At 52.7% G+C, this 21,911-nt stretch carries 19 protein-coding genes; 12 read left to right on the top strand and 7 right to left on the bottom strand.

The features are described from left to right. Nucleotides 1-63 precede the first annotated feature (63 nt). Nucleotides 64-1,041, top strand: a complete 978-nt coding sequence (locus ACMZ66_RS17395; protein ID WP_416939074.1) for a hypothetical protein — start codon at nucleotides 64-66, stop codon at nucleotides 1,039-1,041. A gap of 38 nt (nucleotides 1,042-1,079) precedes the next feature. Here the strand turns inward: ACMZ66_RS17395 and uvrA are convergent, their stop codons facing one another. The 7 genes from uvrA to ACMZ66_RS17360 form a co-directional block, all read right to left on the bottom strand. After that, complete coding sequence (gene uvrA / locus ACMZ66_RS17390) at nucleotides 1,080-3,908, bottom strand: excinuclease ABC subunit UvrA (protein ID WP_416939072.1); 2,829 nt, start codon at nucleotides 3,906-3,908, stop codon at nucleotides 1,080-1,082. 211 nt (nucleotides 3,909-4,119) lie between these two features. Further along, complete coding sequence (gene fbaA, locus ACMZ66_RS17385; protein WP_416939070.1) at nucleotides 4,120-5,199, bottom strand: class II fructose-bisphosphate aldolase; 1,080 nt, start codon at nucleotides 5,197-5,199, stop codon at nucleotides 4,120-4,122. A 20-nt stretch (nucleotides 5,200-5,219) separates the two neighbouring features. Next, nucleotides 5,220-6,287, bottom strand: coding sequence for a Gfo/Idh/MocA family protein (locus tag ACMZ66_RS17380; protein ID WP_416939068.1), 1,068 nt, complete (start codon nucleotides 6,285-6,287; stop codon nucleotides 5,220-5,222). A 42-nt stretch (nucleotides 6,288-6,329) separates the two neighbouring features. Then, nucleotides 6,330-7,466: an N-acetylglucosamine-6-phosphate deacetylase gene (nagA, locus tag ACMZ66_RS17375; RefSeq protein WP_416939067.1), complete on the bottom strand. Its 1,137-nt coding sequence runs from the start codon at nucleotides 7,464-7,466 to the stop codon at nucleotides 6,330-6,332. Further along, complete coding sequence (locus ACMZ66_RS17370; RefSeq protein WP_416939065.1) at nucleotides 7,466-8,509, bottom strand: SIS domain-containing protein; 1,044 nt, start codon at nucleotides 8,507-8,509, stop codon at nucleotides 7,466-7,468. Before ACMZ66_RS17370 ends, nagA begins: the two co-directional genes overlap by 1 nt. A 42-nt stretch (nucleotides 8,510-8,551) precedes the next feature. Further along, a complete protein-coding gene (locus ACMZ66_RS17365; protein WP_416939063.1) occupies nucleotides 8,552-9,313 on the bottom strand; it encodes a GntR family transcriptional regulator in 762 nt (253 codons plus the stop codon). After that, a complete protein-coding gene (locus ACMZ66_RS17360) occupies nucleotides 9,310-10,191 on the bottom strand; it encodes a BadF/BadG/BcrA/BcrD ATPase family protein (protein WP_416939061.1) in 882 nt (293 codons plus the stop codon). The genes ACMZ66_RS17365 and ACMZ66_RS17360 overlap by 4 nt, the downstream gene beginning before the upstream one ends. Nucleotides 10,192-10,466: 275 nt before the next feature. Between ACMZ66_RS17360 and ACMZ66_RS17355 the strand changes: the two genes are divergently transcribed. The 11 genes from ACMZ66_RS17355 (at nucleotide 10,467) to ACMZ66_RS17305 (ending at nucleotide 21,897) form a co-directional block, all read left to right on the top strand. Then, nucleotides 10,467-11,354, top strand: coding sequence for an N-acetylmuramic acid 6-phosphate etherase (locus tag ACMZ66_RS17355; RefSeq protein WP_416939059.1), 888 nt, complete (start codon nucleotides 10,467-10,469; stop codon nucleotides 11,352-11,354). A gap of 48 nt (nucleotides 11,355-11,402) precedes the next feature. Beyond that, nucleotides 11,403-12,665, top strand: coding sequence for an ABC transporter substrate-binding protein (locus ACMZ66_RS17350; protein WP_416939057.1), 1,263 nt, complete (start codon nucleotides 11,403-11,405; stop codon nucleotides 12,663-12,665). A 186-nt stretch (nucleotides 12,666-12,851) separates the two neighbouring features. Beyond that, entirely contained in the window at nucleotides 12,852-13,790 is a 939-nt protein-coding gene (locus ACMZ66_RS17345; RefSeq protein ID WP_416939055.1) for a carbohydrate ABC transporter permease, read from the top strand. A 12-nt stretch (nucleotides 13,791-13,802) separates the two neighbouring features. After that, complete coding sequence (locus tag ACMZ66_RS17340; protein WP_416939053.1) at nucleotides 13,803-14,651, top strand: carbohydrate ABC transporter permease; 849 nt, start codon at nucleotides 13,803-13,805, stop codon at nucleotides 14,649-14,651. Nucleotides 14,652-14,678: 27 nt separating this feature from the next. Next, nucleotides 14,679-15,797 carry an ABC transporter ATP-binding protein gene (locus tag ACMZ66_RS17335; protein WP_416939052.1) on the top strand — a complete coding sequence of 373 codons (1,119 nt, stop codon included), beginning with the start codon at nucleotides 14,679-14,681 and terminating at the stop codon, nucleotides 15,795-15,797. A 64-nt stretch (nucleotides 15,798-15,861) separates the two neighbouring features. Then, a complete protein-coding gene (locus tag ACMZ66_RS17330) occupies nucleotides 15,862-16,083 on the top strand; it encodes a hypothetical protein (RefSeq protein WP_416939050.1) in 222 nt (73 codons plus the stop codon). Between the two features lie 14 nt (nucleotides 16,084-16,097). Continuing rightward, nucleotides 16,098-17,189, top strand: a complete 1,092-nt coding sequence (locus ACMZ66_RS17325) for an extracellular solute-binding protein (protein WP_416939048.1) — start codon at nucleotides 16,098-16,100, stop codon at nucleotides 17,187-17,189. A 123-nt stretch (nucleotides 17,190-17,312) separates the two neighbouring features. Continuing rightward, nucleotides 17,313-18,422, top strand: coding sequence for an ABC transporter ATP-binding protein (locus ACMZ66_RS17320; RefSeq protein WP_416939046.1), 1,110 nt, complete (start codon nucleotides 17,313-17,315; stop codon nucleotides 18,420-18,422). Then, nucleotides 18,419-19,297, top strand: coding sequence for an ABC transporter permease (locus ACMZ66_RS17315; protein ID WP_416939044.1), 879 nt, complete (start codon nucleotides 18,419-18,421; stop codon nucleotides 19,295-19,297). Before ACMZ66_RS17320 ends, ACMZ66_RS17315 begins: the two co-directional genes overlap by 4 nt. Before the next feature lie 10 nt (nucleotides 19,298-19,307). Next, the gene (locus tag ACMZ66_RS17310) at nucleotides 19,308-20,165 is read left to right on the top strand and encodes an ABC transporter permease (RefSeq protein WP_416939042.1); all 858 of its coding nucleotides are present in this window, start codon (nucleotides 19,308-19,310) and stop codon (nucleotides 20,163-20,165) included. 433 nt (nucleotides 20,166-20,598) lie between these two features. Further along, the gene (locus tag ACMZ66_RS17305) at nucleotides 20,599-21,897 is read left to right on the top strand and encodes an extracellular solute-binding protein (protein WP_416939040.1); all 1,299 of its coding nucleotides are present in this window, start codon (nucleotides 20,599-20,601) and stop codon (nucleotides 21,895-21,897) included. The last annotated feature ends 14 nt before the right edge of the window (nucleotides 21,898-21,911 follow it).

The raw sequence follows: 21,911 nt of genomic DNA, 5'->3' as shown, positions 1-21,911 counted from the left end.
CCACAAACGCCACGTCGTAATGGCCAGAGCCGTTCTGTCCCTCAGCTACAAGATGACAGTCACATGAGCTATCCGCACCATCCTTATGGCTACGACCCAACGCATTGCCCGGTAATCGGACTTGTGCCGCGCCGACGTGCTTGGCGCGATGTGGAATGTCCGGCAGACCAGAAGCCAGATGCCCCGGAAAATGATGATGACCCGGGGGAACCACGTGAACGTCGTTTGGGTTTTCCATTTCCCCAGTTTGGCGATGGCGCGTTTAGCCCGGCGGATATCGAAGGGATGATCGAATATGTGGTAGCAACCCGGCAAGGTTGGCGGGCGTCACTGGTAATGCGGGCATTTTTGCGTTGGTGGCGCGATGACAGCCAATGGTCTGATACTGCGACGGATCGCAAGCAATCAGACGCTGTGATCATGTTGTTGGCTCTTAATCAGGGACGGGACGGCTTTGTGCAGGGATATCTGCACGATCTAAATGATGAGCAAAAAGAACGTCCAAAGCTTCTCTCGGACCACGCGCCAGTCGAGAAGGCATTTAACAAAAGCCTGCGTATCGCAGCCATTGCACTGGCGCTGTCGCCAATTGTGCTGATTTTCGCGGTGTTGCTGTTTGTTCAGGTCGATAACATCATCAGCACCGGCAGCGGCAAGATTTTCGGCTTTAGCTATGATCTGTTGTTCTTTGTTGGAAGCTTCGGCGCGATTGGTGCCCTGACCAGCATGATGATGCGACTTGGCAAGGACACACCCTGGAACGAAATGGAACCGGCATCGGTGTTCTTTAACTTCCTGTTCCGACCGTGCATGGGGTTCTGTTTTGCGCTGGTTGTTTTATTGGCGCTGCGTGCGGGCATTCTGCCAATCCCGCTTGATGAGCTCCATAACCTTGATGACCTTGATCAGATCAGCAATTCACCCGCCGCAGGTGAGCAGATATCCATCGTTCTCGTCTTTGCCTTCCTGTCAGGCTTTAGCGAAAGGTTGAGCACAGCATTGGTCAAACGGGTCGAGAACAGAGTGACCAATAGCGGTTGATCAAATGAAAAGGGGCATCCAATGCTGCCCCAATTTCGTTATTCCAGACCAAGATGGCGTTTCAGGTAACGACCTGTATAGCTTCGCTCATTCGCCATGATGGCTTCCGGCGTGCCCGTGCCGACCAGCTGACCGCCACCATCACCACCTTCCGGGCCGATATCAATGATCCAGTCGGCTGTCTTGATGACATCCAGGTTATGCTCAATCACAACAACCGTGTTGCCCTGATCGACCAGGGTATGCAGGACCTCAAGCAACTTGCGGATATCGTGGAAATGAAGACCTGTGGTCGGCTCATCAAGGATATAGATCGTTCGACCCGTTGCACGTTTGGAAAGCTCCTTGGCAAGCTTCACGCGCTGCGCTTCACCACCTGACAGGGTGGTGGCCTGTTGGCCCAGATGAATATAGGAAAGACCAACCTGTTTGAGGGTTTCCATCTTGTCGCGGATCGACGGGACAGCCTTGAAGAACTCCGCACCTTCTTCGACGGTCATATCAAGAACGTCGGATATCGATTTGCCCTTAAACGATATTTCCAGTGTTTCACGGTTATATCGTTTGCCTTTACACTGATCGCAGGTGACATAAACGTCAGGCAGGAAGTGCATCTCGATCTTGATGACACCATCACCCTGACAGGCTTCGCAACGACCACCTTTGACGTTGAAGGAAAAACGTCCGGGCTTATAGCCACGCGTTTTTGCCTCGGGCAACTGCGCGAACCATTCGCGGATCGGTGTGAATGCACCGGTATATGTTACCGGATTTGAACGCGGCGTTCTGCCAATCGGGCTTTGGTCGATATCAATGATCTTGTCGATCAGTTCAACGCCAACAATGGCATCATGGGCACCAGGATGCTGACGCGCGTTATGCATGCGTTTTGCCAGCGCCTTATAAAGCGTTTCGATGACAAGGCTCGATTTACCGCCACCAGAAACACCGGTGACAGAAATGAACTTGCCCAACGGGAAATCGACATCAATGCCCTGAAGGTTGTTGGCGGTCGCCCCCTTGATCGAAATCGCCTTGCCATTGCCTTTACGGCGTTCCTTTGGAACAACTATCTGCTCAACACCCACCAGATACTTGCCGGTCAAACTATCCGGGTTCTGCTGGATCTGTTCCGGTGTGCCTTGGGCGACGATACGGCCACCATGAATGCCTGCACCCGGGCCCATATCCACCACATAATCGGCTGCGCGAATGGCGTCTTCATCATGTTCAACGACCAGAACCGTATTGCCCAGATCGCGCAGGCGTTTAAGCGTATCAAGCAGTCGATCATTGTCGCGCTGATGCAAGCCAATGGACGGTTCATCAAGAACGTAAAGAACACCGGTCAGGCCCGAACCAATCTGCGATGCCAGACGGATGCGTTGGCTTTCACCACCTGATAGCGTGCCAGATGTGCGTGACATGGATAGATAATCCAAACCAACGTCGCGCAGGAACCGCAGGCGATCATTGATCTCACGAAGGATACGACGTGCGATCTCGGTTTCTTTTTCGTTCAGCTTGCCTTCAAGACTGATGAACCAGTCACCGGCCTTGGCAATTGAAAGATCCGTAACTTGAGAGATGTCGCAACCATCAACCTTAACCGCCAATGCTTCTGGTTTCAGGCGTTTGCCCGAACAGGTCGGGCAGTGCGAAACCATCTGATATTTCGAAAGCTCATCACGCGCCCATTGGCTGTCTGTTTCGCGCCAACGCCGCGACATGTTGGGAATAACGCCTTCAAACGGGCGCGATACCTTGTAGCTGCGTGAACCATCGTCATAGGTCACGGTAACTTCTTCATCGCCGGAGCCATTCAGGATGATGTCCTGGGCCTTCTTGGGTAGTTTTTCCCAAGTGACATTGGTTTTGAAGTCAAAATGCTTCGCGACCGATTTTAAGGTCTGCAGATAGTATTTTGATGTCGTGCTGGCCCAGGGTGCGACGGCACCGTCTTCAAGTGACTTGCTTTCGTCTGGTACGACCAGCATTGGGTCGAATTCCATCTGCGTGCCAAGGCCGTCACAGGCCGGGCAGGCGCCAAACGGGTTGTTGAACGAGAACAGGCGGGGTTCGATTTCTTCGATGGTAAAACCGGAAACCGGGCAGGCGAACTTGGCCGAAAATACGGTCGTCTCGCCGGTTTTGGCGTCTTCGGTGAGAACGATCCCATCGGTCAGTTCAAGTGCGGTTTCGAAACTGTCGGCAAGACGGGTTGCAATGCCTTCCTTGACGATCAGGCGGTCAACAATCACCGAGATATCATGTTTCAGCTTTTTGTTGAGGTCCGGTGCTTCGTCGATGTCATACATCTCACCATCGATCTTAACCCGCTGGAAGCCGCGCGCCCGAAGGTCCCGGAGTTCCTTTTTGTATTCACCCTTACGACCACGGACAATGGGGGCCAGAAGGTACAAACGCGTGCCTTCTTCCATCTCCATCACACGGTCAACCATTTGGGACACGGTCTGGCTAACAATCGGAAGACCGGTTGCCGGCGAATAGGGGATGCCGATACGCGCCCAAAGAAGACGCATATAGTCATAGATCTCGGTCACGGTACCGACAGTCGAACGCGGGTTTTTCGACGTTGTTTTCTGTTCGATGGAAATCGCCGGTGACAGGCCGTCGATATATTCCACATCGGGCTTTTGCATCAATTCAAGGAATTGGCGTGCATAGGCCGAAAGACTTTCGACATAACGACGCTGGCCTTCAGCATAGATCGTATCGAACGCAAGCGAGCTTTTGCCAGACCCCGACAGGCCGGTAATCACCACCAGAGAATCGCGTGGAAGTTCAACATCGATGTTCTGAAGATTGTGTTCTTTCGCACCGCGAACCGAAATTTTCGTCAGCATGTCGGGCCTTTTGTTCCTGAATTGTTCGGAAAGTGTATAGAGGGTCCAATCGCTATACGCAAGCGCGCCCCTGACAGTTCCTGTCAGTATTTGTCAGGAGACTGTCATTTCGCAAATGCGCCCACCATGGATGCACGAAAAAACCCGCCGAACAAGTCCGGCGGGCTTCACAATTCTTTTGACCAACTGGGTCAAGCTGACATCAACGGGATTAACCCTTGGTGACAGAACGGCCAGTTGCGCCTAGGTCCTTGAAAGCTTCTTCGAGGCGGGCTGCCATCGAAAGTTCTGCTTCACGGACCCACATGCGCGGGTCGTAGTTCTTTTTGTATGGTTTGTCCGTTTCCGGATCGACCTGATACTTGAACGCGCGAGAATTGGCTTCGACATATTCGCCGACCGGGCGGGAATAAGCGAACTGGGTGTCGGTATCGATATTCATCTTGAAGACGCCATAGCCGACTGCTTCTTCTATTTTCTCTTTTTCCGAACCGGATCCACCGTGGAACACGAAGTCCAGCGGGCGATCACCAAGGCCGTGTTTCTCGGAGACGAATTTCTGGCTTTCCAGAAGGATTTCCGGACGAAGCTTTACGTTGCCCGGCTTGTAAACGCCGTGCACGTTACCGAATGCCGCCGCGACCGAGAAATGGCCAAGCGGGGAAAGACGGCGATATGCTTCTTCGACTTCTTCCGGACGGGTATACAGGCGCGGATCGATTTCGTCGCTGGACGTATCGAGTTCGTGGCCAATACCGTCTTCTTCACCACCGGTTACACCGAGTTCGATTTCCAGGCTCATTTCGATGGCGGCCATGCGCTTCAGGAAGGTTTCACAGGTCGACAGGTTGTCTTCGAGCGATTCTTCGGAAAGGTCAAGCATGTGGGAGCTGTAAAGCGCGCTGCCGGTTTCGGCATAGGCTTTTTCGCTCCATTTCAGCATTTCATCGACCCACGGAACGAACTTGCGGTTCGCGTGGTCGGTATGCATGACAACAGCAACGCCATAATATTCAGCCAAAAGCTGAGCATGGCGGGCTGCGGAAACAGCGCCCAGAACACGGGCAGCTTCTGCGTCCTTGATGCCCTTGCCAGCAAAGAACTGTGCGCCACCATTCGAAAGCTGAATGATGATGTCAGAACCGGCATTTGCAGCGGCTTCAAGCGCAGCGTTCAGCGTGCTTGATGTGGTAATGTTGACAGCGGGAAGGGCGTAACCGTCCTGCTTGCAAGCAGCAACAAGGTCACGGTAGGCAGCACCGGTAACAACACCGGGTTTAACGGAAGGCATGTGGGTACTCCTCCTGGGGGTCAGAGTAAAACAGGTGCCCCCGTGCGAACCGATTGGTCCGCGGCAAGGGCAATCCGTAAAGAGCCCAATGCATCTTCCATATGCTGCGTCAGGTCAAGTTCTTCTGTTATAGACTTTAGGAAAAATTGCTGTTCGCGCAGGCACAGGCCATCATGATCGGGCTCATCGTCGGTTCGGATGATCTCGTCAGAATGTGTAAATTCTCCGGCACTGTTTGTGGCAGCATGGTGAAGTTTTAGCGCGTTTGTTTTGGTATGGGTGTCGATATCGGCCGATCCGGCGCCTTTTTCCTCGACATCGGTGATCGAAACGCAGCCCTTTGGCCCGATGACGTCCTTAACAAAGAAGGCGGTTTCACTGATCATGGGGCCCCAGCCGGCTTCATACCAGCCAACTGATCCATCATCAAAGCGTACCTGAAGCTGACCATAGTTATACATTTCTGGCGCAACCTCATCCGACAGCCGTACGCCAATCGCATTGACCGATACCGGCTTGGCCGCCGTCATCAGACACATCATGTCAAGATAATGCACACCACAGTCAACAATCGGTGACACGCTGTTGAGTAGGCGTTTATGGGTTTCCCAAAAAGCACCGCTGCTTTGCTGATTAAGGTTCATGCGCATGACAAGCGGTTTACCCAGCGTCTTGGCAATTTCGACAAACTTTTCCCATGACGGGTGATGGCGCAGGATATAACCGATTACAAGCTTGCGATTATGCTTCTTCGCACTTGCGACGACGCGTTCGGCATCTTCAACCGTTGCTGCCAACGGCTTTTCGATAAAGACATGCGCGCCAGCTTCGAATGCTGCTATCGCAAAATCCGCATGGGTTTCGGTATAGGTGTTGATCGATACCGCATCAGGTTTTGTTTCCGCCAGTGCCGCGAAATAGTCGGTGAATTGAGGGTAAGCGGCAAAGCCGTCTGGCAGCTTTTCGGCCGGAATGGTTGAGCGGGCACAAATGCCGACGATTTCATATCCGTCAAGCTGGTGATAGGTCTTTGCATGGGAAAGTCCCATATTGCCCAAGCCAACGACAAGAATACGAACCGGCTTCATTTTGTGCCTCCTGAAAACCTGATAATGATTTGATTGTTATGATTATTCTGCGCCGTTGATCCAGCTGCGGGTCACATTAAATGCATCGTCAAACAAGATGATGTCAGCGTTGTAGCCAGGTGCGATCCGGCCCATCTGATCATCCAGTTTAAGGAAGGCTGCGGGATACAGGGATGCCATGCGCAATGCTTCGCCAAGCTCAATCCCGACCATCTCGACACAGTTTTTAACTGCGGCAATCATATCAAGGTCAGAGCCAGCAAGGGTGCCATCGGCAAGGGCGCAGCGACCATCACTGGCAATGATTTCCTCACCACCAAGGCTGAAGCGCTTATCAGCAGCACCAACGGTCGGCATTGCATCAGTGACCAGCATGATCTTACCGGTTGCCTTTGCTTTGATAGCGATCTTAAGCGCTGCCGGATGTACGTGGTATCCATCAACAATCAAGCCGCACCATGTGTCGTCATCTGCCATCGCGGCACCGGCAACGCCGGGTTCACGATGGGTCATCGGGCTCATGGCGTTAAATAGATGCGTAAAGCCACGCATGCCTTCGCCAATTGCCTCTTGGATATGGTGGTAAGTCCCGGCCGTATGCCCGGCACAGACAAGAACACCTTTGTCTGCAAGCGCCCTGATCGTGCCTTTTGCGGCTTTTTCAGGTGCCATGGTGACAAGTATACGGCCGTTTGGAAGGCGTGTGAGCAATTTCAACGCGTCTTCTTCCATAGGGCGGATGATTTCGGCGGAATGCACACCTTTGCGCTCCGCATTGAGATATGGGCCTTCAAGGTGGATGCCAACGATACCCGGTACACCAGCATCAATCGCATCCTGAACAGCGCTAATGGCTGCTTCCATCTTGTCACGGTAATCTGTGATCAGGGTTGGCAGCATTGCCGTTGTACCGTATTTCCGATGGGCTTCCATGATCGCGCGAACGCCATCGACAGTAGGCTCATCATTTAAAAGAACACCGCCGCCGCCATTGACCTGCACGTCGATCAAGCCCGGCGCAAGGGTCTGGCCATTGCCGTCGATGACATCGATGTCTGCGGGCAGGGACTGCGCATCGCAAAGTGCTTCGATCTTGCCATCACGCACAATGACGGCTTTGCCTTCATGGAATTCTGTCCCGTCAAAAATCCGGGCATTGGTAATGGCAAATGCTGTCATTAGTGGGTCTCCGTGACTTTCGAAAGGTGCGGCGGCGCATCAGGATTGCAGCCACGCGCCAAGGCAACACTTTCGGCCAGGGTATAGAATGTCTGAATCATCGCGATCGGTGCCAGAAGCGGGTGGATATCCTCGACCACCGGAAGGTGGCCCTTGATATCGGCATAGCCCGTCTCTGCGGCAAACAGGTTGTCTGTCTTTGCCCGCATTTCCGAAAGGAAACCTTCGACGCTGTCACGCGATGCATCCTGCTGCGAAAAAACAAGCATCGGGAAGGTGGGAGTAACCAGCGCCATTGGGCCGTGCTTGACTTCAGCTGCGCTGAAAGCTTCGGCATGCAAGCTGCTGGTTTCTTTGAATTTAAGGGCTGCTTCCTGGGCAATCGCAAATGCCGGACCGCGACCAATCACATAAAGCCCATCAGACTTTGCAATGGTCTCGGATGCGCCCAACCAATCTTGATCCAGAGCAGTGCTCAAGGATTTGGGGAGTTTACCGATGCCTTCGTTGAATGCGGTGTCGCCGGTCCATGCGCCAACGATCTGCGCAATGGCAGAAAGGGTCGCGATATAGGATTTGGTCGCTGCAACACTGGTTTCCGGGCCAGCCATCAACGGGATCACGTGATCAACCGTATCTGCCAGCGGAGAGTCCACGACATTGACCAGCGCAACCGTGCGTGCGCCAGCATCGCGGGCGGCTTCGGCATTGATCACAAGGTCCGGGCTTTTGCCAGACTGTGATACGGCAATGAAAAGCGCATCTTTTGTGGCGATTGAACGGTTATAAATCGAAACGATGGACGGTGCGGCAGAAACAACGGGAATGCCAAGCTGGCTTTCAATCAGGTATTTTGCATAAAGCGTTGCATGGTCCGAGCTGCCACGGCCACAGGTCACAACGAATTTGGGCGGATTGGCACGAAGATCTTCGGCAAGTTTGGCGATAGCGTCCTTGTTGTGGTCCAATTGCTTGGCAACAACTTCCGGGGCTTCAGCCAATTCGCGGCCCATCTGCGTTTTCGGGCGCCAACTTGTCGTCATTTCCAGTCTTCCCTCAGTTTATGCATGTGCCCGACCGTTATGTCAGCGGGCATCTACCTGCATTTCAGCGATAAAGTCGTAACTGTCACCACGGTAGTAGGATCGGGTGAATTCGACAGGTGTTCCATTGGCAAGGAATGAGCGGCGCTCGATATAAAGTGCTGCGCTGCCATCTGGAACGCCCAGGATTTTGGCGGTTTCGCCATCAAATAGTTCCGCGCGAAGGCGCTGCAGGGCGCGTTCGGGCTTTTTGTTGTATTTGGCCAGCGCGTCATAAAGCGATTTGTCGACTTCATCGGGGCTAGGCAAAAAGGCCCGCGGGATCACCGCATATTCAAGCGCCATTGGTTTGTCGTTCGCGGTACGAAGACGACGCAGGCGGGTGACTTCGGTGCCGGGCGAAAGATTAAGCGCCATGGCTTCTTCTGGCGACGCGTGGCCCAACGTCTTTTCCAGCCAAACGGCACCCGGATCCATGCCTCGCGTGATCATGTCTTCGGTAAAGGATGTCAGGCGCGACAGGGCCTGTTCAACGCGCGGCGCAACAAAGGTGCCTGCGCCATGACGCTGAACCAGAACACCTTCTTCCACCAGCGAGCGCATCGCATTGCGCACAGTAACGCGCGAAATACCAAGTTCATTGGCAAGATCGCGTTCGCTTGGCAGGGCATCGTCAACTTGCAGGATGCCATCATCAATAACGGCCTTAAGCGCTGTTTGCAGGCGGCGATAAAGCGGTCCGTTGCCGGTATTTTCGATATCACGGGTGCGCAGATTGGCAATGATGTCCTGTGTAGCGATCATGCGGCCGTTCTTTCATGCTGTTTCGCCATCAGGATGGCCCCGTGCATTGCGTCATTCTTCGCTGGTACAAGCAGATTTTGGATGTCTTCTGGCATACGCATTGCCATCTGGTCACAAAGCCCGCCCATCAAGGTCAGGTGATCAGCGCCAAAGGCGACAAGCTTGCGCAGTATTTGAAGGTTTGCCTTTACTGCGTGACCGATGATGGTTGTTGCCGTTGCATCACCCGCGGCATCCGCGTCAAACACCATCGGGCAATAGGTGCCGTAATCACCCGGTTTTGCTGTTTCGGCGAATGCGACGATGTTTTCCGGATTGTTTTCAAACTTTGCCATGATGTCGCGCGTCAGATCGGTTTGATTTGCCAGTCCTTCATGGGCGAGAAGCGCCGTTTCAATCGCGGCCCGGCCGATACGCGCGCCGCTTCCGATATCGGAAATCTCAAAACCCCAACCGGCAACGGCGAGTTGTTTGTCATCGATGATGGCCTGGCCGCATGTCCCGGTCCCGACAATCAGAATCGCACCATTTGCGCCATCATGCGCGCCAAGACATGCTGTATAGGCATCGGTTGCAAAGCAAATGCTGGCAAACGGGTGTGGGTAGGCGGCAATCAGATTGCGTTCGCGTTCCAGTGGCAATCCAGCCAATCCAAGCCCGGCGTGAAGGTCACCTATGCGGGACTCGTCCAGATTGGCTTCTTTTAATGCCTGTTTGGCTGCGGCAGTGATTTCGCCAAAGATATGATCCATGCCTAAACGGGTATTGGCGCCACCACGAACAGCTTCTCCCAGAATGGTTCCGGATTCTGTTGCGATCCTTACACGGCAGCGGGTTCCGCCACCATCAACACCGAGATAAAGCCGTTCGTTTGTCATTTTTGGGATAGCTGCCTTCCTGTTTCTGATCGGAGCATAGCAGAGTGGTATCTTAAAAAGCAATACCAATATAATTCCAGTAAGCGGGTTAATGGTCTCTATTTGGTTTCAGTATATTTACGTAAGGCATGTAGTGGGGAGGAAAAAAGACGCAGTAACGTATTGATATAGCTAGTATATATGGGTGTAACTTTCTCTAAATCGGAAAATTTTTACGAAGTGGCTTGCGTCGCTGGTATCACAATGGTATTTAATTTGGAGAGGGAGACGGAAAAATGGCATCACGCACAGAAGATTTTGATTCGCGATTTGCCGGGTTGGACCAATGGTCCGACGCCGATTTCCTTATGGCCTTGTGGGAAGGCCAGATGCGCGCTGTTGCCTCGGTTGGTCCGGTCCTGGGGGATCTGGCGGCAGCGGCAGACGGGATAGCGCGTCGCCTGGGGGGCGGCGGGCGTCTCGTTTATGTGGGCGCGGGCACATCCGGTACTGTTGCATGGCAGGATGCCAAGGAACTTGGTGGGACGTTCGGTTGGCCCGAAGATCACACCATCGTTATGCTGGCAGGTGGTCTACAAAGTGCGCCGAACGAATTTAATGGTGCCGAAGACGATACTGAACTCGCAGCCCGCGAAATTTCCCAACACAATATTACAGATAAAGACGCGATCATCGGGATCGCTGCCAGCGGTTCGACGCCCTACACCATTCGCGCGCTTGAATTGTCGCGCGAACGTGGTGCTTTCACGGTGGGCATCTGCAACAACCCGGATGGCAATATCCTAAGTCTTGCTGAGTGCGGTATTTATCTTGAAAGTGCGCCAGAAGTTGTCGCCGGTTCGACCCGTATGGGGGCAGGGACTGCACAAAAGGCAGCACTCAATATCCTTTCAACGCTTGTGATGAATAAGCTGGGCCGTTTGTTTGACAACCTGATGGTTGGCATGCGGGCTGAAAACATCAAGCTGCATGGTCGCGCGATCCGTATCGTCGCGCATATTGCGTCTTGCGAAGAAGCGCAGGCCAAAGCGGCACTTGAACAATCCGATTTCGATATTCGCACCGCGGTGTTGGTCGTCAAAGGCCATACACCGACACGGGCAAAAGAAATTCTCGCGCTTTCTAATGGAAATCTCCGGACAGCGCTTGGATACAAGGACTGACATCTAAAAACGATGCCGGTCCGCCGACATTGATCAGAGGAGGCATAAATGTCGAATAAAGTCTTAGCAAAAGGCCTGGCCGGGGCCCTGGCGGCAAGTGTCGCCCTGGTTCCGATGATGGCATCTGCCGGTGATCTCGTAATCGAAAGCTGGCGTAACGACGATATTGATATCTGGAACGAGAAAATCATTCCGGCGTTCAACAAAGTACATCCGGACATCAATGTGTCGTTCAAACCGACCCCGCCGACCGAATATAACGCATCTGTGAACGCCAAGCTTGCTGGCGGCACCGCGGGTGACCTGATTACCTGCCGTCCGTTTGACGCATCGCTTGAGCTCTATAAGCAGGGCAACCTTGTTGCTCTTGACGACCTCAAGGGTATGGACAACTTCTCTGACGTTGCTAAATCCGCATGGCAGACCGACGACGGTTCGGCAACCTTCTGCCTGCCGATGGCATCGGTAATTCATGGCTTCATTTACAACAAAGAAGCCTTTGAAGAAGTTGGCATTGAAGTTCCGAAAACCAGCGAAGAATTCTATGCTGCCCTTGATAAGATCAAGGAAGACGGCAGCTACATTCCCATGGCAATGGGCACTGCAGACCAGTGGGAAGCCGCAACCATGGGCTTCCAGAACATTGGTCCGAACCACTGGGATGGTGAAGCAGGCCGTAAAGCGCTGATCGATGGCAGCGGTAAATTCACCGATGCAGCTTATGTCGATACCTTCAAAGAGCTGGAAAGCTGGAAGAACTATCTTCCGGACGGCTATGAAGCCATTTCCTATCCGGATGCACAGAACCTGTTCTCGCTCGGTCGTGCAGCCGTTTATCCGGCCGGCTCGTGGGATATCTCGCTGTTTAACAACCAGGCTGATTTCGCGTTTGGCGCATTCCCGCCGCCGGCAGCAGCTGGCGCTGGCACCTGCTATATCAGTGACCACACGGATATCGCACTTGGTCTGAATGCTGATTCCCAGAATGCCGAAGAAGCGAAGCTGTTCCTTGAGTGGATGACTGGCTCCGAGTTCGCTGAACTTTATTCCAACGCACTTCCGGGCTTCTTCTCGCTCTCGAACCACTCGGTCGAAGTTACCGACCCGGTTGCAAGCGAGTTCGTAAGCTGGCGTCAGGAATGCGAGTCTACCATTCGTAACTCGTATCAGATCCTCTCTCGCGGCACCCCGAACCTTGAAAACGACCTGTGGAACCTTTCTGCGCAGGTTATCAACGGTACGTTGACACCGGAAGACGCAGCTGGCGCTGCTGAAGCTGGTCTGTCGAAGTGGTACGCACCGCACCAGTAAATCTTTGAAAGGATGGCGGAGACGTCTGGTTTCTGCCATCCTTTCCACGCTGCCCGTTAAGGTGCTGCATCTTGAATGCCAAGGGCTTAGTCCCAACACCGGTGACCGCCGGGCAAAAGTGCGGTCCATGAAATTCGAAGGCGTACGTGACCTTCAATCTTTAATCTTGGAAATACAGGACAGGGTATGGCGCATTCCGGCCCCATGACCGATTGGCGCAAGGCAAAGCTGCCTGTGATTGCCTTTCTGGCTCCAGCAACGATCATCTACACATTGTTTATGATCTATCCGCTGCTCGATTCCATTCGTCTGAGTTTCTATACGACGCCAAGTGGCGGCGAGGCGACTTTTATCGGACTGGACAACTACAGAACCATTTTGGCCGATCCGGACTGGTCTGCGACCTTCTGGAACAGCTTCTGGAACAATATGAAGTTCTTTGCTGTTCACATGCTGGTTCAGAACCCGATTGGAATTGCCTTGGCTGGTATCTTGAGCCTGCCGCAGCTTCGGTTCCGCAATACCTATCGCACCATGATGATCATGCCGACCATGCTCTCCGTCGTGATCGTTGGTTTCATCTGGCAGCTGATCCTGAGCCCGGTTTGGGGTGTTGGTGCTGATCTTCTTGATATTGTTGGTCTGAAATCGCTGTTTGGTCCGTGGCTGGGCAAAGAAGGCACAGCACTTTTGACGCTGTCCTTTATTTCAGTCTGGCAGTGGGTCGGTATTCCGTTGATGCTGATCTATGCGGCACTTCTGGCGATCCCTGATGATCTGGTTGATGCAGCCATTGTCGATGGTGCGAGCCATTTTGAAGTGTTCATCCACATCAAATTGCCACTGGTCCTACCGACGGTTGCGATGGTATCGATCCTGACATTTGTCGGTAATTTCAATGCCTTCGACCTGATTTATGCGGTAAAGGGTGCGCTTGCTGGTCCGAACTTCTCGACTGACATTATGGGCACATTGTTCTATCGCACCTTCTTTGGCTATCAGCTTCAGCTGGGTAACCCGCACCTTGGTGCGACGGTTGCATCCCTGATGTTCCTGATCATTCTGGCCGGCGTTCTGTTCTATCTGTTCGCCATTCAGCGCCGTCTGGCGCGCTATCAGCTGTAATCGGGGGCGATGATGAGCTTTTCCAATATTCGCCGCGAGGACGCCAGTCGGGCAGTGATCGTTCACGCGATCCTCCTGACCTACACGCTGGTGGCGCTTTATCCGATCTTTCTTGTGATCATCAATGCCTTCAAAACACGTAAGGGCATTTTCCGTGATCCGATGGGCTTCCCGAACGCAGAAACTTTCAGCATCGAAGGTTTCACCAAGGTTCTGGCGAAATCCAATTTTGAGCTGTTTTTCTATAACAGCTTCTCGGTAACCATCATCACCATCGTGATCGTCTTGCTTTTGGGTGCTATGGCTGCTTGGGCGCTGTCGGAATATCGCTTCCCGGGCAATACCGCTTTGGCGCTTTACCTGGCAATCGGAATCATGGTGCCGATCCGCTTGGGGTCGGTTTCGATCCTGAACCTGATTGTTGATTTGGGTCTGATCAACACACTGACCGCACTGGTTCTGGTCTATGTGGCGCAAGGGTTGCCTTTGGCGATCTTTATCCTGACCGAGTTTATGCATCAGATCCCCAAGGATTTGAAAGAAGCTGCACGGTGTGACGGGGTCGGGGAGTTTACGATCTTCTTTGCGATCATCCTGCCACTGATCCGTCCGGCCGTTGCCACGGTTGCGGTGTTCACCATGATCCCGATCTGGAACGATTTGTGGTTCCCGCTGATCCTGGCACCAGGCGATGGCAAGCAGACCATTACCTTGGGTGTACAGCAATTCATTGGCCAGTATGTGACCGACTGGAACGCAGTTCTGGCGTCGCTGAGCCTTGCGATCATTCCGATCCTGATCCTTTATCTGATTTTCTCCCGACAACTCATTCGCGGCCTGACGTCTGGCGCGGTGAAGTAATTGTTGGTTGATTGGAGTTTTGAATAAATGGCTGACTTGAAACTTGACCAGATCCGCAAAAGCTACGGCGCGGTTGATGTGCTGCACGGCATTGATCTGGATGTGAAGGATGGCGAATTCGTTGTGTTTGTCGGGCCGTCGGGCTGTGGAAAATCGACCTTGCTGCGCATCATCGCCGGGCTTGAAGAAATCACCGGCGGCGATCTGATGATTGATGGCGATGTGGTGAACACCAAAAGCCCGCGTGATCGCGGGATCGCCATGGTGTTCCAGTCATATGCGCTTTATCCGCATATGACGGTCTATAAGAACATGGCTTTTGGCCTGAAGCTGGATAAACAGGACAAAGCGGCAATTGAAGCGCGCGTTCGCGAGGCGGCCCGTGTTCTGCAGCTTGATCAATTGCTCGATCGTCGACCGTCCGAGCTTTCCGGTGGTCAGCGCCAACGTGTGGCAATTGGCCGTGCGATTGTGCGCCAACCAAAAGTCTTCTTGTTTGATGAGCCGCTATCGAACCTTGATGCAGCGCTGCGTGTGCAAACCCGTATCGAGATCGCAAAGCTTCATCAGGACCTGAAATCGACCATCATCTATGTCACCCACGATCAGGTCGAAGCCATGACCTTGGCCGATAAGATCGTTGTAATGAACAAAGGTAATGTTGAGCAGGTCGGGTCACCGATGCAGCTTTATCATCATCCGGAAACCCGTTTTGTTGCAGGCTTCATCGGATCACCCGCGATGAACTTCACCAATGTGACCATCGATGGAGTGGAACAGGGCAAGGTAACGGTTTCTGTGCCTGGTGGTGACAAATCGGTTCTGCCGTTCGAAGTGCCGCAGTCAGAAGTCGGAAAATCCGTCGAGCTTGGTATTCGTCCGGAACATCTGTCGCTTGGCGACGCGGGCGAATTGACGGTCAGCGGTGTCGTTGATGTTGTCGAGAAGCTCGGTGATTCGACCTATCTTTATCTTAACCTTGCCAATGGCGACCGGGTGACTGTTCGTGCACCGGGGCATAGCCGGGTTAAGATGGGTGATGCAGTAACGGCGTCCGCGCCAGCAGGGGCTGCACACCTGTTTGACACGAGCGGAAAGGCCTATGTGAAGGTCGATTGCCCGGCTGAATTTAGTGCTGAGGACTGAGTGCAGGGCACCGTTCTGATATGTTGAAAATGAAAAGGCGCCCTTTGTGGCGCCTTTTTTGTGTTTGGCTGAACTGCGTGCCGCATTTCGCGAAAAACTGTTGCAGAACTTTAACTTGCCCTTCGCCGGGGCTGGCGCAAAAATGACTTCGATGTTTTCGAAGGAAAGAAAAATGTTCGTTTTTCCTTTCGTATCAACACAGAAGTTTGCGATACTGTCTGGGCCGGAAAACAACAAGATGCCGAAATGCATCGATCCGGTTACAGGGAAAAGCCATCACGTTTAAAACGAGGATTCAAAATGTCTAAAAAACACGGCGCATTGCGTGGTTCCTTGCTCGGCCTTACCGCCATCGCAGGAATGGTGTCGCTCGTTTCGGCCGCACAGGCTGAAGAGCTCCGTCTGCTGACCTGGGGCGGTTACGCTCCGGATGAAGTTGTCGAGCAGTTCGAAAAAGAAACCGGCATCGATGTTGAAGTGACGTTGTCCAACAACGAAGACATGATTTCCAAACTCCGCGCTACCGGTGGCGGCGGGTTTGACCTTGCTCAGCCATCCCAGGACCGTATCGCTGGCGCACAGCTTGAATACGGTATCTACAAGCCGATCGATCTGTCGAAAATCGATGCCGACAAATTCATCGCATCGATGCTTTCGGCAACCAAGTCAAACACCACCGTTGATGGCGAAGTTTACGCTGTCCCGCATGTTTGGGGTACCAGCGGCCTGATCGTTGACAAGACCAAAGCAGCCGGTGTTGTTGACTACACTGATCTTTGCTCCGCAGACGTTGCAGGCAAGGTTTCTTATCGCCTGAAACGTCCGACTCTGATCGGTTTTGCATATTCCATGGGCCTAGATCCGTTCGCAGCATATGGCGACGAAGCCAAGTATCAGGAAATCCTTGATGCGGTTGAAGCCAAGCTGATCGAATGTAAAGCCAACGTCAAAACCTATTGGGAAGGCGGCGATGCGCTTCTGAACCTCGTACGTTCGGGCGAAGTTGTTGCTGCAATGGCTTGGGATACCGGCGGTTGGAAGCTTAACAACGACAATGCCGACATCACCTTTGTCGCACCGAAATCCGGCGCGCTTGGCTGGATTGATACCTTTGTTCTTCCGCGCAAATCGAAAAACGATGATGCCGCTTACAAGTGGATCAACTTCGTGATGCAGCCGGACATCGCAGCAAAAATCACCGCAAACGCTGGTAACTTCACCGCGTCCAAAGGTGCTGACGAATTTGCTGATGACACCCTCAAAGCACAGTTCCAGGGCAGCTTCCCGCCGGCGGACCTTGATAACATCAAGTGGTATCCGACCGTTCCGGCTGGTCTTGAGGTTCTTGAAGGCAAGACCCTTGACCGTGTGAAAGCAGCACAGTCGAACTAAGGAAACATCTGTTTCCAGATAATTGTCCTCGGCACCATTTCGTGCCGGGGACATTCTGCTTTTCTGAACGGCAACCGTCGTTCGTCAGCTCCACCAACAAAGAAATAAGTGAACAGGGCGCCCATGGCTGACCAATTTGACCTTGAATGCCGAAATGTGGTCAAAACTTTTGATCAATTCACCGCAGTGAATGACATTTCGCTGGCCATTCCAAAGGGATCGTTTTTCTCCATCCTTGGACCAAGTGGCTGTGGCAAAACCACATTGCTGCGCATGCTCGCAGGATTTCAGGCGCCGACATCAGGCGACATCCTCATCAAGGGTTCTTCAGTTTTGGGGGTTCCGCCAAACCGTCGTCCGGTCAATATGGTGTTCCAGCATCTGGCATTGTTCCCGATGATGAATGTTGCCGAAAACGTTGCCTATGGCCTTAAGCGCCGTGGCGTCGATAAGGCAACCATCGCCAGGAAAGTGAACGAAACGCTTGCCCGCGTGGGTTTGCCGGATTCTGGTCCAAAACAGATCAGCCAGCTTTCCGGTGGTCAGAAACAGCGTATCGCGATCGCACGTTGCCTTGTGCTTGATCCGGCTGTTTTGCTGCTTGATGAGCCGCTTGGCGCGCTTGATCTTAAGCTTCGTGAGCATATGAAGGTCGAGCTCAAGCAGCTTCAGCACGAAATCGGTACCACCTTTGTTTACATCACCCATGACCAGTCCGAAGCACTCGTCATGTCTGATCAGGTTGCTGTGATGAATGCTGGCCGCTTTGAGCAAGTCGGCGCACCTCAGGACCTTTATTACAATCCGCAGACGGCCTTCGTTGCAGGCTTCGTTGGCGAAAGCAATCGCTGGAACGGCACTGTTAATGGTGGCAACGATCAGCAGATCGAAATCAGCCTGGCATCTGGCGGCAAGGTCTTTGCGAAGCGTGATGGTAATGCCAACATAACTGATGGTCAGTCGGTAGACGTGTTTGTTCGCCCCGAAGCAATTGCCATCAATGATGGTGGTTCATTTGAAAATACGCTCTCAGCCAAGGTTGAGAACGTATTGTTCAACGGTGCAGCCAGCAGTTTGCAGGTCCGTGAGAGCCTGACCGGACATGAAATGACCGTGGCATTGCCGCAGACCGGCGCCTTTGCATCCGTTCGCGCAGGTGATGAAATCAGTCTGACTTGGAATATAGAACAGACACGCTGCTTTGCTTCGAACGGGAATGGAGCAGGGGCATGAGCAACGCGTCTGCTGTAAAAGGCGGCGGATTTCGGTTCGGATTGCTTTTGCTGGCACTGCCACTGTTGCTGTGGCTGTTTTTGCTCGTGATCCTGCCGCATATCGATCTGCTGCTGGTATCGCTGCGTGAGCGGATTTCCTATGGGAAGTACGAGTTCAGCTTTATCAACTATATCGAATTCTTTGCCGAACCGCTTTACTGGAACACCTATGTCCGCACGGCGGTCATGTCGATCTTTGCGACGGTTTTGACCCTGGTCATCGGTTTCCCGGTTTCATACTATATTGCCAAGGTGATGCGCGGGAAGGGCAAGAACGCCCTGTTCCTGATGTGTCTGATCCCGTTCTGGGTATCAGAACTGGTTCGTACCTTTGGCTGGATGATCCTGCTGCGTGAAAGTGGTGTAATCAGTAACCTGCTTCAGTGGATCGGGATCGCCGATGGTCCGGTTGAGATGCTGTATAACGACGCCGCCATCATGGTCGGCCTTGTTTACACATCGATGCTGTTCATGGTCGTGCCGCTGGTATCGGTCCTTGATAGCCTTGATGACAGCTTGATTGAGGCTGGCTACGATCTGGGCGGGAACGCATTCACAGTGACGCGCGATATCGTCATTCCGCATGCGATGCCGGGCATTGCATCGGGCTGCATCGTTGTATTCATGTTGACCCTTGGTAACTATCTGACACCGAACCTGCTGGGTGGCAAAGACAGCCTCTGGTTTACCGAGCAGATCTATACCCAATTCATCACGCGCTTTAACTGGGAGTCCGGCTCTGCCTTTGGCTTCCTGTTGCTGATTTTGTCATCTGTCATTGTCTGGGTTGGATTGAAGCTCAGCAAGCAGACTTTGTCGCAGACCGTGGGCTAGGGGGTAGATTATGATTCCAAGTATTCCACAGCCCAAATTCTATAAGCGCCTGTACGCGGGCTATATCACGCTGTTCTTCATCTATCTCAGCGCGCCACTGATCGTGGTCAGTGTCTTTGCCTTTAATGACAGCCTTTTTCCGTCCATGCCATGGGAAGGCGGAACTCTGGCGTGGTTCTTTGGTGATAGCGATCCCTATATCGGCATTTTTAATGACAGCAAGTTGCTTGAAAGTGTCGGGGTGTCGGCCTTTGTTGCCTTTTGGGTGACGATCCTTTCAGTGACGGTCGGGACCTGTAACGCGTTCCTGTTTGAACGCAGCCATTTTCCCGGCAAGAACCTGCTTTATATTGTTTCTTTGTCGCCATTGGTGATCCCCGGCGTAATCCTGGGTATTTCGATTTTGGTGTTTTCCAACTTCATCGCCAATGGTGTCGAAGAAGCGATTGGCTGGGATCTTGAATTCCTGCGTCCGGGATTGTTCCTTGTGATTATTGGCCAGTTTGCCTTTGTCACGACGATCACGACGCTTGTGATATCCGCACGCCTTCGGAAGTTTGATGTCAGCCTTGAAGAAGCGGCACTTAATCTTGGCGCGTCGCGCAGGGCGGCATTGTGGACCATTACCATCCCGTTCCTCAAACCGGCATTGATCGGGGCAGGGATCGTTGCCTTCCTGATGTCGTTTGAAAACTTCAACACCACCTTGATGCTGGTGGGATCAGACGCGCCATTGACCATCGCGATGTTTGACCGCCTAAAGCAGGGGTCTACGCCAGTACTTAACGCACTCTCATTGTTGTTGATGCTGGTGTCCGGTGGATTGGCGTTGTTGTCAGTGTTTGTTCAGCGCGACAAGCAGGGCTGATCACGACGCAACAGTGTTCATAAGTGAACAATTGAAAAGGGCGGCATTCGTGTCGCCCTTTTTGCATTGGAAGGGATGCACGCTCTCCTTAAATCGTTGCAATTTGATGGAAGTGAAACAAAACAGACCCATAAATGTCATAATAAACAATGTTTTGTTTTACCTTCATCAACTGATTTGAGAATTGTCGTTCGGTTGGAATAAGAGCAATATGCAAGAATTTGCGCGTTCATACGAACATTTATAGTCATCATATCGCCGTTCTATGTGGCGATTAACTGCGCATTATTGATCATTTCTGCGTTCGAAAAGTAAATTTCCGAAAACTGTCACTTGAGGAAACAGGGCTCCCGACAGAAAACGAATGCGTTGCGGCGAACCGAACAACAGGCGGTTTGACGCAGATGTCTTTTTATTTGGGAGCTAACAGATCATGTTTCGCAAAACTCTAATGGCTGCTGCAGCTGTGTTTGCCCTTGGCAGCACCGCAGAAGCCGCAACCGAGATCACCTGGTGGCATGCAATGGACGGCGCGCTTGGTGGCGTTGTTGACCAGATCACCGCTGACTTCAATGCAAGCCAGTCCGAATACAAGCTTGTTGCTGTTAACAAGGGTGGTTACGAAGACACCATGACGGCCGGCATCGCAGCGTTCCGCGCGAAAAACCAGCCGAACATCATCCAGATCTTCGACGCCGGTGCAGCAACCATCATCAATGCGAAAGGCGCTGTTAAGCCGGTTCAGGACCTGCTTGAAGCCAACAACGTCAAGTTCGACATCAATGATTACATCCCGGGCGTTCGTTACTTCTACGCCGACTCTGACGGCAAAATGATCGGCATGCCTTTCAACAGCTCGACCCCGCTTCTGTACTATAACAAAGAAGCTCTGGCCAAAGCTGGTGTTGATGTTCCGAAAACCTGGCAGGAATTCGAAGCTGCTGCTCCGAAACTGAAAGAAGCTGGCTACACAGCGCTTGCTCAGTCGCACAGCCCGTGGATCTTCTTTGAGAACTTCATGTCGCGTCACAACCTTCAGATGGCGACCGCCAACAATGGTTATGACAGCACCGACGTTGAAATTCTTTACAACAACGACGCTCTGAAAGATCACTGGCAGCACGTCAAGGATTGGAAAGACGCTGGCTATTACGGTTACTATGGCCGCGCATGGGGTGCGAACCAGGATGCGTTCGTACAGCAGCAGGTTGCCATGTGGATCGGTTCTTCCGGTTCCTTCGGCGGTCTTCGTAAGTCCGCTCAGTTTGATTTTGGCACCTCGACCCTTCCGTATTGGGAAAATGTTGGTGACGCACCGAAGTCGACCTTCATCGGTGGCGCATCACTGTTCGCATTTGCGGGTCACAGCGCAGAAGAAGATGCCGGCGTTGCTGCATTCTTCGACTTCCTGACCAAACCGGAAACCCAGTACTACTGGCACAAAGAAACCGGTTATGTTCCGATCACCAATGCAGCTTATGAGCTTGCGAAAAAAGATGGCTACTACAACGAAAGCCCGGATGCAGAAGTCGGCATCCTGCAGCTTTCCGAGGAAGGTGGCGACTGGACCAAAGGTTACCGCCTTGGTTTCTACGTCCAGATCCGCGAAGTCATCTATCGTGAAGTCGACAAGATCATGAACGGCGAAGAAACCGTTGATGCGGCTTTCGCAACGATCGAAGAAGAAGCAAACGGTCTGCTGGATCGCTTCAACGACACCTATTCGAACTAATCTGCTTTACGCAA

The sequence above is a fragment of the Thalassospira sp. genome (assembly GCF_048059015.1).
In the GTDB taxonomy this organism is placed as follows: Bacteria; Pseudomonadota; Alphaproteobacteria; order Rhodospirillales; family Thalassospiraceae; genus Thalassospira.
The sequence above is the reverse complement of the archived record's forward strand: the minus strand, read 5'-3'. Positions and strand labels throughout refer to the sequence as shown.